General features: G+C 61.5%; 14 protein-coding genes. 9 read left to right on the plus strand and 5 right to left on the minus strand.

Features of this window, described 5'->3' with window-relative positions:
* Positions 1–53: 53 nt before the first annotated feature.
* Positions 54–680 carry an alpha-ketoglutarate-dependent dioxygenase AlkB family protein gene (locus B9Y97_RS07120; protein WP_176224321.1) on the plus strand — a complete coding sequence of 209 codons (627 nt, stop codon included), beginning with the start codon at positions 54–56 and terminating at the stop codon, positions 678–680.
* On the opposite strand, the gene B9Y97_RS07125 is transcribed toward B9Y97_RS07120, so the two are convergent.
* Positions 677–1,504, minus strand: a complete 828-nt coding sequence (locus B9Y97_RS07125) for an ABC transporter permease (RefSeq protein ID WP_085526092.1) — start codon at positions 1,502–1,504, stop codon at positions 677–679. The two genes, B9Y97_RS07120 and B9Y97_RS07125, sit on opposite strands and share 4 nt — an antisense overlap.
* 128 nt (positions 1,505–1,632) lie before the next feature.
* Here B9Y97_RS07125 and cysQ point away from each other — a divergent pair, with 128 nt between their 5' ends.
* From cysQ to B9Y97_RS07165, 8 genes are all read left to right on the plus strand, one after another.
* The gene (gene cysQ, locus B9Y97_RS07130; protein WP_085526093.1) at positions 1,633–2,430 is read left to right on the plus strand and encodes a 3'(2'),5'-bisphosphate nucleotidase CysQ; all 798 of its coding nucleotides are present in this window, start codon (positions 1,633–1,635) and stop codon (positions 2,428–2,430) included.
* A 1-nt stretch (position 2,431) separates the two neighbouring features.
* A complete protein-coding gene (locus B9Y97_RS07135; protein ID WP_085526094.1) occupies positions 2,432–3,232 on the plus strand; it encodes a 3-deoxy-manno-octulosonate cytidylyltransferase in 801 nt (266 codons plus the stop codon).
* The gene (locus B9Y97_RS07140; RefSeq protein WP_085526095.1) at positions 3,229–4,482 is read left to right on the plus strand and encodes a glycosyltransferase family 2 protein; all 1,254 of its coding nucleotides are present in this window, start codon (positions 3,229–3,231) and stop codon (positions 4,480–4,482) included. Before B9Y97_RS07135 ends, B9Y97_RS07140 begins: the two co-directional genes overlap by 4 nt.
* Positions 4,483–4,597: 115 nt before the next feature.
* The gene (gene galU / locus B9Y97_RS07145; RefSeq protein ID WP_085526096.1) at positions 4,598–5,491 is read left to right on the plus strand and encodes a UTP--glucose-1-phosphate uridylyltransferase GalU; all 894 of its coding nucleotides are present in this window, start codon (positions 4,598–4,600) and stop codon (positions 5,489–5,491) included.
* 6 nt (positions 5,492–5,497) lie between these two features.
* Positions 5,498–6,754 carry a glycosyltransferase family 4 protein gene (locus B9Y97_RS07150; protein ID WP_085526097.1) on the plus strand — a complete coding sequence of 419 codons (1,257 nt, stop codon included), beginning with the start codon at positions 5,498–5,500 and terminating at the stop codon, positions 6,752–6,754.
* 41 nt (positions 6,755–6,795) lie between these two features.
* A complete protein-coding gene (locus tag B9Y97_RS07155; protein ID WP_085526098.1) occupies positions 6,796–7,806 on the plus strand; it encodes a glycosyltransferase family 2 protein in 1,011 nt (336 codons plus the stop codon).
* On the plus strand, positions 7,803–9,500 hold the full coding sequence (locus B9Y97_RS07160) for a DUF5927 domain-containing protein (RefSeq protein ID WP_085526099.1): 1,698 nt from the start codon (positions 7,803–7,805) through the stop codon (positions 9,498–9,500). The genes B9Y97_RS07155 and B9Y97_RS07160 overlap by 4 nt, the downstream gene beginning before the upstream one ends.
* A gap of 10 nt (positions 9,501–9,510) precedes the next feature.
* Positions 9,511–10,962 (plus strand): nodulation protein NodH, encoded by a 1,452-nt coding sequence (locus B9Y97_RS07165; RefSeq protein ID WP_085526100.1) that lies wholly within the window; start codon positions 9,511–9,513, stop codon positions 10,960–10,962.
* Between the two features lie 3 nt (positions 10,963–10,965).
* Here the strand turns inward: B9Y97_RS07165 and B9Y97_RS07170 are convergent, their stop codons facing one another.
* From B9Y97_RS07170 to B9Y97_RS07185, 4 genes are all read right to left on the minus strand, one after another.
* Complete coding sequence (locus B9Y97_RS07170; protein WP_085526101.1) at positions 10,966–11,430, minus strand: PTS sugar transporter subunit IIA; 465 nt, start codon at positions 11,428–11,430, stop codon at positions 10,966–10,968.
* 42 nt (positions 11,431–11,472) lie between these two features.
* Entirely contained in the window at positions 11,473–12,048 is a 576-nt protein-coding gene (raiA, locus tag B9Y97_RS07175) for a ribosome hibernation-promoting factor, HPF/YfiA family (RefSeq protein WP_085526102.1), read from the minus strand.
* A 244-nt stretch (positions 12,049–12,292) separates the two neighbouring features.
* Positions 12,293–12,904 (minus strand): ribonuclease D, encoded by a 612-nt coding sequence (locus tag B9Y97_RS07180; protein WP_085526103.1) that lies wholly within the window; start codon positions 12,902–12,904, stop codon positions 12,293–12,295.
* A 171-nt stretch (positions 12,905–13,075) separates the two neighbouring features.
* Entirely contained in the window at positions 13,076–14,215 is a 1,140-nt protein-coding gene (locus B9Y97_RS07185) for an Mrp/NBP35 family ATP-binding protein (RefSeq protein WP_085526104.1), read from the minus strand.
* Between the last annotated feature and the right edge of the window lie 18 nt (positions 14,216–14,233).

Raw genomic sequence — 14,233 nt, forward strand, 5'->3', positions numbered from 1 at the left:
CGCCGTGGTCGAGCGAAAATGCAAAAAAACGAGTCCTTTTCGGGGTTTTGCCGATGACGCGAAATGACAACGGGCCGGTGGCCGGCATCAATGTGCGTGGTGCCACCCTCTATCGCGGGTTTCTCACACCGGCGGATCAAGCCGGTATGGTCGAGGTTTTGCGCCGGGTCGTGGCCGAGGCCCCGCTGTTTTCACCGGAGACGCGCTGGGGGCGGAAAATGTCGGTGCGGATGACGAGCGCCGGGCGCTATGGCTGGTTTTCCGACCGCCGAGGCTATCGCTACATCGAGCGCCACCCCTCCGGCACGCCCTGGCCGGCAATCCCCGATCCGGTGCACGAGATCTGGCGCGCGCTGGTGCCTGAAGCCCGGCCACCGGATTGCTGCCTGGTGAACCTCTATGGTGAAGGCGCAAAGATGGGGTTGCACCAGGACCGCGACGAAGCCGACTTTTCGCAACCCGTGGTCTCGATCAGCCTCGGTGACGAGGCCCTGTTTCGCATTGGCACCACCGAACGATCCGGCAAAACGGAGTCTGTCTGGCTCAAGTCGGGTGACGTGCTCGTGCTCGGTGGCGCCGCGCGGCTTGCCTTTCACGGCATCGACCGGGTCCGGACCGGGTCTTCCAGCCTGCTCCGCGATGGTGGCAGGATCAACCTGACCCTGCGCGTCGTCGACTAGCGCCGCGCGCCCCAGCTCAGCGACGCGTGCTTGCGGGTGTAGGCCTCGCCCATGAAACCGATCATGGTCACGATGATCGAGAAGCCGAGCGGGTAGACCCAGTTGGAGTAATGCGGGTTGTAGTTGATGAACGTGAAGCCGCGGGCCTGGTCGATGACGTGAAACAGCGGGTTCCAGCTGAACAGGGCGAGCATGTTGAAGGGAAGGGTATTCGCGAGGAACATCTTGCCGGAGGCGATCATGTTCGCGCGAATATAGATCATCGAGCCGACACTGACGAAATCTGGAAACCACGGCTTCAGCGCGAGGAACACCAGCCCGACGGCGAACCCAGAGAACCAGCCGAGCAGGAGCATCCCCATCGCAGCCGCCGGTTGCTGGATCTCGATCGGCTGGAAGGCGATGTGATAGATATAGAGCACCACGACGACAGAAAGCACCTGGGTGTAGAGCTGGGAAAGAGCCGCCGAGATGATCGCGACGAAGGTGTTCATCGGCGCATGCTGCATCATCGGCGATGCGGGCCCTTCCGATCCGACAACCGCGCTCAAGGTCTTGATATGGGTCATGTACATGAAGATGCCCGACATGATGTAGAGCAGGAAATCGCCCCTGATCATCGCGCCGCGCAAACCCAGGATTGCGAACATGACGTAGAACACCGCCACCAGGATCATCGTCTGCAACATGTTCATGACAATGCCGACGAGTGCATTGGAATGGGTTTTGCGGATATTTCGCACCGTCGCGTGGTAGGTGGTTTCGAGAAGCGAGATCGCCTTCGAAAACCGTCCTTCGGATCGCCGTGACTGGAATTGAAACATAGGTGCGCCTTCTGCTCTCGGCCCCATTTTCTCAGGGAATTCTTGCTGTTCCCTTAGCGCCGCATCATAAGGGGAGCGAGTTATTTTGCAATATGCCCGAGGCGGTCGGGCGGATCGAGAGGTGTAGCGTGGATTTTCATGAGTTGGCACGAGTGATGCGCAGACTTGCGCTGGAAGCGGGCGACGTGATCATGGAGGTCTACGGGCAGGACGATTTCGATGTGCGCGCCAAGGCAGACGCCAGCCCGGTAACTGCGGCCGACGAAGCGGCGGACGCTCTGATTTCATCCGGCTTGCGCGCTGCCTTTCCCGATACCCTGCTGATCACCGAGGAGCAGGCGGCAACCCACGCCGAGCGGGCTTCCGAGTTCCTGATCGTCGATCCGCTCGATGGCACCAAGGAATTCGTCCACCGCCGGGGCGATTTCACCGTGAATATTGCTTATGTCAAAGACGGTGTGCCGGTGCGCGGACTGGTCTATTCCCCCGCCAAGGGACGCCTGTTCTACACCCGCGCCGATGGCGTCTCCGTGGAGGAGGAGGGGCCTTTCGACCGCGAAACCCCGGGCACAACGAAGCCGATCCGCGTCGCTGCCCCCGACAACGCGGCGCTCATGGTGGTGGCCTCGAAATCGCACCGCGACCAGGCGACCGACGATTACATCGCCCGATACGCGGTGAAAGACATGACAAGCGCAGGCTCTTCCTTGAAGTTCTGCCTCGTCGCCACCGGCGAGGCCGATCTCTACCCGCGTCTCGGACGCACGATGGAATGGGATACCGCCGCGGGCCATGCCGTGCTCGTCGGCGCGGGCGGACGCGTGATCCGTTTCGACGATCATACCCCGCTTACCTATGGCAAATCCGGCTACGAAAACCCGTTCTTCATCGCCCATGCGCCCGGTGTGGAGTTGAAGCGGGGCTGAGATGGCGACGCTTCTCGTCATCCCGGCGCGCTACGCCTCAACCCGCTATCCCGGCAAGGCGCTGGTCGAGGTGACGGGCGCCACCGGCCAGCGCAAGACCCTGATCCGCCGGACCTGGGACGCGGCCATGCAGGTGCGCGGGATCGACCGGGTCTTGGTCGCGACCGACGACGAGCGCATCCGCGACGAGGCAGGTGGTTTCGGCGCCGAGGTGGTGATGACATCGCAGGTTTGCGCGAACGGCACCGAGCGCTGCGCCGAGGCGCATGACCTCTTGGGGCAAGCCTTCGATATCGTGGTGAACCTCCAGGGCGATGCGCCGCTGACCCCGCCATGGTTCGTCGAAGCGCTCGTGTCTGCGCTCGAAGCACACCCCACCGCCGAGGTCGCCACCCCCGTCCTGCGCTGCTCGGGGCGCGCGCTCTTGGGGTTTCACGAAGATCGGCGCGCAGGCCGCGTTGGCGCGACCACGGCCGTGTTCGGGATCGACGGGCAGGCGCTCTATTTCTCGAAAGAAGTCATTCCCTACACCACGCATGACTTCCCCCCCGATGCGGAAACGCCCGTGTTTCACCACGTTGGCGTCTATGCCTACCGACCTGCGGCGCTTGCGGCCTATCCGCGCTGGAAGGTCGGGCCGCTGGAACGCCTGGAAGGGCTCGAACAACTGCGCTTTCTGGAGCGAGAACGCCCGGTGCTTTGTGTCGAGGTCGATGCAAAGGGGCGGCAGTTCTGGGAGTTGAACAACCCCGAAGACCTGCCCCGGATCGAGGCGATGCTGGCCGAGATGGGATCCGCATGAACGCCGCGCCGGTTTCGGTGGTGATCGTGAGCCGGGGTCGTCCCGGACTACTTCTGCGCTGTCTGACCGGAGTTGGCCAGTTGTGCTATCCGGCCTTCGAGGTGATTGTGGTTGCCGATCCCGCCGGGGTAACCACGGTGAAGAACGCCGCTTGGGCCGACCGGACAAAACTCGTCGGTTTCGATGAAGCCAACATCTCTGCGGCACGCAATGCCGGTATCGTTCAGGCCAGCGGTGAGATCGTCGCCTTCATCGACGACGACGCGGTGCCGGAACCGACCTGGCTCGATCATCTGGTCGCACCGTTCACCGATCCCGGCGTGGCAGCGACCGGGGGTTTCGTGATCGGCCGCAACGGGATCTCGCTGCAATGGGGCGCGCGCGGTGTCGATGTGTTCGGGCGCAAGATCGCGCTCGACCATGCCGACGATGCGCCGTTCGAACCCGTGCTGCCGGAAGGGTTTGTCACCAAGACCGAAGGCACGAATTTCGCGGTTCGGCGCGACACCCTCGCCACCCTCGGCGGCTTCGACCCGGCCTTTCGGTTCTTCCTCGACGAAACCGATTTCAACATGCGGCTGGCCGCGGACGGCGGGCGCACCCTGCTGGTGCCGCGCGCCATCGTCCACCATGGCTTTGCTGCCTCGACGCGCCGCGCCGGGGACCGGGCACCGACCGACCTGACGGAAATCGGCGCTTCGAGTGCGGTCTTCCTGCGCAAACATGCGCCGGATGCCGACATGCCCGGCGAGCTCGCTCGGATCAAGGCCGACCAGCGCCGCGCTCTGCTGCGCTACATGGTTGATGGCGGGCTTGAGCCGCGCGATATCGCCCGGCGGCTGTCCGAACTGGAAAGCGGTTTTGGTGAAGGGCTTCAACGCCCCCTCGCACCGCTTCCCAAACTCGCGCCGCCCAAAGCATCGTTCCAGCCCCAGCCCCAGCCCTCCGCCGTGCGCCCATCCACCCACGTGGCCGGGCGCCCCTGGCAGCGCCGACGTCTGAACGCTCAGGCAAGTGCGGCGGTCGCCCGCGGCGAGATCGTAACCGTGTTCCGCTTCAGCCCGACCGCCCTGCCGCACCGCGTTCGGTTCCACGAAGGCGGCTGGTGGGAACAACGCGGCGGTCTCTTTGGCCGTGCGGTGCGTGATGGGCCGCCTTTTCGCTTCCAGAGTTTTGGCACCCGCGTCACGCGGGAGTGGCAGCGTGTTGCCAGGCTGCGCCATTGTGGAAGAAATGACACGAATTCGTAATGACGCCCGAGTTATATCGCGATACCGTGTGGCCGGTGATGCAGCGGCGACAGGCATTCGAGAACGCGGGTCAAGTGTCCGCATGAGGCTTAAAATAAACGAGTTGCGAGGCGTAATGAGACGTAAAGTCACAAAAGCGATTTTCCCTGTAGCTGGCCTTGGGACCAGGTTTCTTCCCGCAACCAAGTCGATTCCGAAAGAGATCATGACGCTGGTTGACCGGCCGCTCATCCAGTACGCGATCGACGAAGCGCGCGCCGCCGGGATCAAGGAATTCATCTTTGTCACCTCGCGCGGCAAGGGCGCGCTGGAAGACTATTTCGACATCAACCCAACCCTCGAAGCGAGCCTGCGCCGGTCCGGCAAGGATGACTTGCTCGAGATTCTCAAGAACACCAACATGGAATCCGGTGCGATCGCCTATATCCGCCAGCACAAGGCGCTCGGGCTTGGCCACGCCGTGTGGTGCGCTCGACGGCTGATCGCCAATGAGCCTTTTGCCGTTATCCTCCCCGATGACGTGATCGCTGCCGAAACTCCGGTGCTTCAACAGATGGTCGAGGCCTATGAAGACACCGGCGGCGCAATGGTCGCGGCGATGGAAGTGCCCAAGGACAAGGCCTCTGCCTACGGCGTGCTCGATGTCGCGGAAGACATGGGGGCGCTGGTTCGGGTGAAGGGCATGGTCGAGAAGCCGAAGCCGGGCGAAGCCCCGTCAAACCTCGCCGTGATCGGCCGTTACATTCTGACCCCGAAGGTTCTGCAGAACATCAGCAAGGTGCGCACCGGCGCCGGCGGGGAGATCCAGTTGACCGACGCGATCGCGGAGGAGATCGTGGAAGGCCGCGATGTCTTCGGCTATCGTTTCCGGGGCCAGCGTTTCGATTGCGGCTCGAAAGCGGGCTTCCTGCAGGCAACCGTCGCATTCGCCTTGGCCCGCGACGACTTGCGCGACGAATTCATCGACTACATCGAAGAATTGCTCGCCCTGCGCAAAGCGGCACAGTAATCCCCAATGGCGCAGCCCCCGCTGACGGAGTTTGGGCCCGCGGCGCGCCTGCTTGACCTTTCGCGCCTGTTTTCCCGCGTCGGGCGGGGCGCTTGCACCGGGATAGACCGTGTCGAGGCCGCCTATCTGACGCGGCTTCTGAATGATCCGTGTCCGCTGTTCTCACTGGTTCGCACGCCGGAAGGGTTTTCGCTGCTGGATCGCGATGGAACCCGGGCGCTGGCCTTGCGACTGTTCGGGGCCGAAGCCTGGGGACCTGCCGATCTTCGCGCCCGCCTGAGGCTGAGGGCAAACCCGGCCCAGCGCGCCGGGCGGGCCGACTTGCGCCGTTTGAGCTTGTCCCGAACCTCACATAACCAGATCGGCAGCTTGCTTCGCCGCTACTTGCCGGAGGGAACCGTCTGGCTCAATGTCGGGCACGCCAATCTTGGCACCGGCATGTTCGACGCCATTCACAATATCCCCGGAGGACGGGCTGTCGTGCTTCTTCATGACACCATCCCGGTCGATTACCCCGCGTTTCAACGTCCCGAAACGGTATCCGACTTTGCCTGCAAGCTTGCGGCCATTGCGCGCAACGCAGATCTGGTGATCTGCAACTCGGCGGCAACCGAAGCCGATGCCAAACGCCACTTCTCCGCAATCGGCCCGGTGCCGCCAACGCTGGTCGCCCACCTCGGCGTTGATCTGGCCCGGACCGAGGTCGGGCAGCTTCCCGCTTCGCTCAACAGCGCCCGGCCGTGGTTTCTCGCCCTAGGCACGATCGAGCCGCGCAAGAACCACGCGCTGCTGCTCGATATCTGGGATCACTTCGCCAGGGAGCTGGAAACAGACGATATCCCGGGGCTGGTGATCGCGGGACGACGCGGCTGGCTCAACGAGGATGTCTTCGGAAGGCTCGATTCTTCGCCGTTGGCCGGGCTCCACATCCACGAATACGCCAACCTTGACGATGCAAGCGTCACCGCCTTGTTGAAGGAGACACAGGCACTCCTCATGCCGAGTTTCGCTGAAGGATTCGGCCTGCCGCCTGCCGAGGCCCTGGCGCTGGGCACACCCGTGATTGCGAACGATCTGCCGGTTTATCATGAAGTCCTTGGAAACAATCCCGTTTACGTGCCGGTAACCAATATGTATTCTTGGGCGGAGAAGATTATCGAACTCGCTCAGGCAGATAGAAAAGAGCGTAAGGCAGCAGTCGGGGAGGCAAGCTGGCTTCCCACATGGCAAGAACATTTCAACCTTGTTTTAAAGGTGACGTGATAGCCGGGGTGATACCGCTGCCTTAAATAGAAGGGTCAGGGTTGGGCTTCGTGCGGTCATATCAGCTTCGCTGGGTGCGCAAGCGCTGGCGTATCCGAGCGTTGCGCAAGCGCCGGGAGCTGAGTGCTGTTGTTGACAGAACGGCAACAATCAAGCCCGACGACATTCTTGTCATGTCCACCCTGCGTAACGAGCGGGTCCGGCTGCCGTTTTTCCTGACCTACTACCGCAACCTTGGCGTCAACCATTTCATCTTCGTCGACAACAACAGCGACGACGGCTCGCGCGAATACCTCGCCGAACAAGACGACGTTTCGGTCTGGACCACCCGGGCCAGCTACAAGCGGGCGCGGTTCGGGGTCGACTGGCTGAACTGGCTGGCGCGCAAACACGCCCATAACCACTGGGTGCTCACCGTCGATCCCGACGAGTTTTTCATTTACCCCTTTTCCGATACCCGCAACCTGCGCGCCCTCACCGACTGGCTCAACGCCTCTTCGATCAAGTCCTTCGGCGCGATGCTGCTCGACATGTATCCCAAGGGAACGCTGGACGCGCAGCCCTACACCGAGGGGCAGAACCCGTTCGAGATCGCATGCTGGTTCGACGCCGGGAACTACATGATCTCGAAGAACCCGAGGTTCGGCAATCTCTGGATCCAGGGCGGCCCGCGCGCCCGCGCCTTCTTTCCCGACAACCCCGCGCGCGCGCCCGCACTCAACAAGATCCCGCTGGTGAAATGGAACCGCGCCTATACCTACGTCAGTTCCACCCACAACCTTCTGCCGCGCGGGCTCAACCTCGTCTATGACGAGTGGGGTGGCGAGAAGGCTTCCGGGATTTTGCTTCATGCAAAGTTTCTCAGCACCTTCGCAGACAAGGCCGAGGAAGAACTGGAACGCCGCCAGCACTATGCCGCCAGCCACGAATACCGTGCCTACGCCGAGAAACTGAAGGACAATCCCGATCTCTGGTGCAACTGGTCGGAGAAGTACATCAACTGGCGGCAGCTTGAGATCCTTGGCCTGATGTCGAAGGGCAACTGGGCATGAGCGTGGGTTTCGTCATGCTGGTGCATACCGCGCTCGACCGTGCCGAGCAGGTTGCGCGGCATTGGGCGCGGCACGATTGCCCGGTGGTGATCCATGTCGACAGGAAGGTGAAACGGCGCGACCACAACGCCTTTGTCGAAGCCCTGTCAGACCTTGAGAACGTCCGGTTCTCGCCGCGTTTCTCCTGCGAATGGGGCACCTGGTCTCTGGTCAAGGCCAGCCAGGCAGCTTCGGAGTTGCTGCTGAAAGATTTTTCCAAGGTGCGCCACGTCTTTCTGGCATCGGGCTCCTGTTTGCCGTTGCGCCCGGTTCAGGAACTCAAGGACTACCTCGCAGATCGCCCGATGACCAACTTCATCGAGAGCGTGACCACCGAAGACGTGCCGTGGACGGTTGGCGGGCTCGACGAGGAGCGCTTCACCCTCCGATTCCCGTTTTCGTGGAAACGCCAGCGCCGCCTGTTCGACGCCTACGTGCGGCTCCAGCGCCGGCTGAAGGTTAACCGAAAGATCCCCGAAGGGCTGGTGCCGCATCTCGGCAGCCAGTGGTGGTGCCTCACCCGGCAAACGCTCACCGCCATTCTCGAAGACCCGGATCGGCCAACCTACGACAAATATTTTTCCAAGGTCTGGATTCCCGATGAAAGCTACTACCAGACTCTCGTCAGACTGTACTCAACCAACATCGAAAGCCGCTCGCTGACGCTTTCCAAATTCGATTTCCAAGGCAAACCGCACATCTTCTACGACGACCACATGCAGCTTCTGCGCCGCTCCGACTGTTTCGTCGCTCGCAAGATCTGGCCCAATGCCAACAAGCTCTATGACGGGTTCCTTTCGGAAAACGCCGCCATCATGACCGGGGCAGAGCCGAACCCGGGCAAGATCGACCGGATTTTCTCAAGGGCGGTGGAGCGGCGCACCAAGGGAAGGCCCGGCCTCTACATGCAAAGCCGCTTTCCGAACGATGGTTGGGAAAACGGCCTTACCAGTGCACCCTACGCTGTGTTCGAAGGGTTCTCGGAGTTGTTCGAAGACTTCGAGGATTGGCTTGCGCGGATGGTCGGGGCACGGGTGCACGGCCATCTTTTTGCGCCGGATCGCGTCGAATTCGCAGGCGGGCAGTCCGTGTTTGCCGGTGCCCTCTCCGACAGCGCGACGCTGCGCGATTACAGGCCGGAAGCCTTCCTCACCAGCCTGATCTGGAACACTCGCGGTGAGAGACAGTGTTTTCAGTACAGCCCGCGCGACACGCAGGGTATCGGCTGGCTGATCGCCAAGGACGCGAACGCCACGATCTCGGTGATCTCCGGGGCATGGGCGGTGCCGCTTTTCTATTCGAACGCCAATTTCTCGGATATCCGCAAGGAAGCCGCACGCCTGCAAAAGATCGAGGCCGAGCACCTCGCCGCGCTGCGGTCGTTCTACGCAAAGGCGCGGGTGCGGATCTGGACTCTGGCGGATTTCGTCGAGAACCCGATGGAGCCACTCCAGACCGTGATCGACGAACTGGGCAACCGCACGTCGCACCGGTTGACCGAAGCCCCGCGCATGGTTTCGCTCGAAGGATTTGGGCAGTTCCTGCAGAACTTGAAGAATCAGGGTATGCACCCTCACCTGATGGGCGATTTCCCGATGTCCAACACGGTGGAAAGAAACCAGAAGAAACCGCGCAAACCTTATCTGGTGAACTGAGAGCGAGGCGATGGGCAGAGCATTCGACTACTTCGTGATCTTCGCCGAAATGCGGACAGGCTCCAACTTCCTCGAGTCCAACCTCGACCTGTTCCCTGGTCTGCAAACCTACGGCGAAACCTTCAATCCCTACTTCATGGTCAAGCCCAACCTGGAGGAATTGTTCGGCGTGTCCGTGGAGTCGCGCAACGCCGATCCGCTCCATCTGATCGAGCGGATGAAGGAAGAGACGGACGGGATCCCGGGGTTCCGGTTTTTCCACGATCACGACAGCCGCGTGTTTGAAGCGGTGATTGACGATCCGCGCTGCGCCAAGGTCGTGCTCACGCGAAATTTCGTTGATGCCTACGTCTCGCGGAAGGTCGCCTGGGAAACCGATCAATGGCAGCTTTCAAACGTGCACGACGTGATCAAGAAGAAAGCCCGCTTCGTCCCACAGGAGTTTGCCAAGCTGTTCTTTCGGATCACCGAGTTTCAGCAGAAGGTACTTGGTAGATTGCAGCGCAGCGGCCAGACCGCGTTTTACATCGACTACGAAGACATTCAGGACATCGACGTGGTCAACGGCCTCGCCAGCTTCCTGGGCGAGACGACGCGGATCGAGAAGTTTTCGGGAAAATTCAAGAAGCAGAACCCCGAGCCGCTCGAGGAAAAAATCGTGAACTATCCCGACCTACTGCAAACCGTGAAGGCGATCGACTTTTTCGATATCGGCCACATCCCGGTATTCGAGCCGAGGCGCACGCCCATGGTGCCAAGCTATGTCACCGCGCCACGCGCCCCCTTGATGTTCCTGCCCATACAAGGCGGCCCGGTTGACGAGGTGCGCAACTGGCTTGCCGCGCTCGATGGCGTGTCAGTCGACGACTTGGTGACCGGCATGAACCAGAGGGAGATGCGCAAGTGGAAGCGCACGCAAGGGAACCATCGCAGCTTCACGGTTCTGCGCCATCCCGTGGCGCGTGCGCATGCGGCATTCTGCCGGCATTTTTTGTCGGAAGGGCCCGAAGCCTACCTCGAGATCCGGCGCGCCCTGCGCGCGCATTACGATGTGCCCCTACCCGAAGTCCTGGTGCCGCAGGCAGAGTATGACCGGGTCGCCCATCACGAGGCGTTCCTTTCCTTCCTGCGATTCCTGAAATCCAACCTTGAGGGCCAGACGACGATCCGGGTTGATGGTGCGTGGGCCTCGCAGGGCAGTGTGATCCACGGTTTCGGGCAGGTTCACCTGCCCGACCACCTGCTGCGCGAGGCGCAACTTGCACAAGGTCTGGATCAGCTTTGTGCCGAGGTGGGTATTGCGCCCCTGCCCGCGCCGGAGCCGATCAGGGATACGCCCTTCACCCTTGCCGAAATCTACAACGACGAGATCGAGACGGCCGTGCGCGCCGCCTATAAACGCGACTACATGCTGTTTGGCTTTGGTGACTGGTCCGTGGAGAACGACCTGTCCAAGTCCTGAAGATCAGGCAGCCCGGGTCGAATGCGCCTCGGTCAGGATGGTGTGCAGGGTGTCGGGGTCTTCGTTGGCCCTCAGCTTTGCGCAAACCGCGGCGTCGCGCATCGTTCGTGAAACCAGCGCCAAGGCCTTGAGGTGATCGACGCCGGACCCATCGGGCGCGAACAGGGCAAAGATCAAGTCCACAGGTTGACGATCGACCGCATCGAAATCGAGCGGCTTCTCGATCCGCACGAAAGCCCCGACGACCTCCTCAAGCCCTTCGATACGGGCATGCGGCAGCGCCACGCCGTGCCCCACGCCGGTCGGACCAAGAGATTCGCGATCTTGCAGGGCACCGAAGGCAATGTCGGCGTCCATCCCGTAGGCCGAGGCGACGATTTCGCCAAGATCCTGGAACAGGCGCTTCTTGCTGGACACGTTCGCCAGCACCTTCACGGCGGCGGGCCGGATTATCGTCGAGAGTTCCATCACACCTACTTTTCTTCCGGCCCGCTTGTTCTCATGCCACGTTCAGGCCGAATTACGGGGGTCGATCCAGCCGACGTTGCCATCGTCACGCCGATAGACAACGTTCACCCCGTTGGTTTTCTCGTTCCGGAACACGAGCACCGGCGCGTGGGCGATTTCCATCTGCATCACGGCTTCACCAACCGAGATCGTGGGGATACGCATCTCCATCTCGGCGATGATGATCGGCTGCAGCGTATCGGGCTCCGATTCATCGTGTCCTTCTTCCGCCGCGAGGATATACGAGGCACCGCCCAAAACTTCAACCGGGTTCGCCCGATCCTTGTGGTGATCTTTCAACCGGCGCTTGTAGCGGCGAAGCTGTTTTTCCATCTTGGTCGCGCATTCGTCGAAAGCGGCATAGATCTCGGTGGCATGGGCGCTCGCCTGTGCCGTGAGACCGGTGGACAGGTGCACAACCGCTTCGCAGACATATTCATGCGCGTTCTTGGAAAAAACAACCTGCGCATCTGTCGGGCGTTCGGCATATTTTTGCACGACGGCCCCGAGCTCATCCTTCACATGGGTCTGAAGGGCTTCGCCAATATCGATCTGCTTTCCACTGATCTGGTACTTCATCCTACCTCCTCACTTTCAGAAATGCCCCATCCGCGCACGGCACAATGCCGACGCGGCGATTGCGGGACAGGATTTCATGGTTTGCGCTTGCAACTGCGTCCGATCGCTTCGGGCGCTTTGGGTGCGGCGGCCGCTTGGGCCTCTGCACGAACGGACAGGGATGTGTTCATGCATGATCTTGACCATCATTGTGGCGACGCTCCGCGGCCAATGTCAACTGAAATGGGGTGATCCGGTCGGCCGCTCAGTGAGCAAAGATATCAATCTCGGGCCAGCCCATGAGATCGAGACGCGCCCGGTTTGGCAGGAAATCGAAACATGCCTGGGCAACTTCGCTGCGCCCCTCTCGGGCAAGGCGGGCATCGAGCTTTTCCTTGAGACGGTGCAGGTAGAGCACATCCGAGGCAGCATAATCGAGCTGAGACTCGGTCAGTTCGCGCGCACCCCAGTCGGATTGCTGCTGCTGCTTGGAAACATCGACATGCAGCAACTCGTCGAGCAGCACCTTGAGCCCGTGGCGGTCGGTGTAGGTGCGCACCAGCTTGGAGGCAATCTTCGTGCAATAGACCGGCGCGGTCAGCACGCCGAAAGCCTTGAGCAGTGCCGCAATGTCGAACCGGCCGAAGTGAAACAGCTTCAGCACATCCGGGTTTGTCAGCATCGCCACGAGATTGGGTGCTTCGGTCTGGTCTTTCTCGACATGAATGATGTGGGCATTGCCATCGCCACTTGAAAGCTGGACAACGCACAGCCTGTCGCGGTGCGGGTTGAGCCCCATGGTCTCGGTGTCGATCGCCACAACGGAGCCTAGATCGAGCCCGTCGGGAAGATCGCGCTTGTAGAGATGGTTCGCCATGAGCGCCTCTTATCTGAACTTCCGCCCCTCTTAGTGAGATTGCGCGGCGCGTTCAACGCCCGCTTTCGTGCAGGCAACACAAAACCGAAGCAGGGAGGAACGGAAAAGCTTTTGCCATGAAAAAGGGCCGCGCGAAGCGGCCCGTTTTTGAAAATGCAGCGGCAAGAAGAATCAGTCCTCTTCCTCTTCGTCGCCCATGCCAAGCAGGGTTGCCACCTTGAGCACGATCTTCCTGTAGCCGTCGGCGTGGGGCCCTTCGGGGTTTGCAACGATGCAGGGCTTGCCGGCATCCGAGGTTTCGCGGATTGCCATGTGAAGCGGCACCGCCCCGAGGAACATCACGCCGAGCCGGCGCGCATCGGCCTCGGCACCGCCATGACCGAAGATCTCGCTCACTTCGCCGCAATGCGGGCAGACGAAGGTCGACATGTTCTCGATGATCCCGAGGATTGGCACATCGACATCCTTGAACATCTTCAGGCCCTTGCGCGCATCGACAAGCGCGAGGTCTTGCGGTGTCGAGACGATCACCGCGCCGGAAAGGGGCGTTTGCTGTGCCATGGTGAGCTGAGCGTCGCCGGTGCCCGGCGGCATGTCGAGGATCAGGAAATCAAGCTCGCCCCATTTCACGTCCCGCGTCATCTGCATCAACGCGGTCACCACCATCGGTCCGCGCCAGATCAGGGGAGCTTCCTCGTCCATCAGGAAGCCCATCGACATGACCTTCATGCCGTATTTCTCGATCGGTATGACGCGATCGCCTTCCAGCGCGGGCCGTTCGGAAATGTCGAGCAGGCGCGGAATCGAGGGGCCGTAGATATCAGCGTCGAGCAGACCGACCTTGAAACCGAGGTTCGCCAGCGTGGCGGCGATGTTGACGGCGGTGGTGGATTTGCCCACGCCCCCCTTGCCGGAAGCCACCGCGACGATGTGCTTGATACCGGGGATCGCGGCCTGCGCCGGACGCATGTCGGGACCGGGAACGCCAGGGTTCTTGCCCGGCTCTTTGCGCAGCTTGGGCGGGGCCGAAGAGGGTGCCGTTTCTGGTGCCAGCGCCGCGCCTTTCTCGCCGGTCAGAACCACAAGCAGGTTGGTGATCTGGGGGATGTTCTGCTGCACCCGCCGCTCGATTTCCGCCTTCAGTGCGGCAAGATCCCCCATGAAATCGCCCGGCACGTTGACCGAAACCACCACCTTGTGGTCGTTGATCGCGATATCCTTCTCGGTAACAAGCCCCGCCTCGACGATATTGCCTTTCACGCCCTCGGCCGTGACCTTGGCAAGGTTCGCCATGATCCGTGTGATCATCATTAATCGTATTCCTCCCAG

Source organism: Maritimibacter sp. HL-12 (assembly GCF_900177545.1).
GTDB lineage: Bacteria > Pseudomonadota > Alphaproteobacteria > Rhodobacterales > Rhodobacteraceae > Sinisalibacter.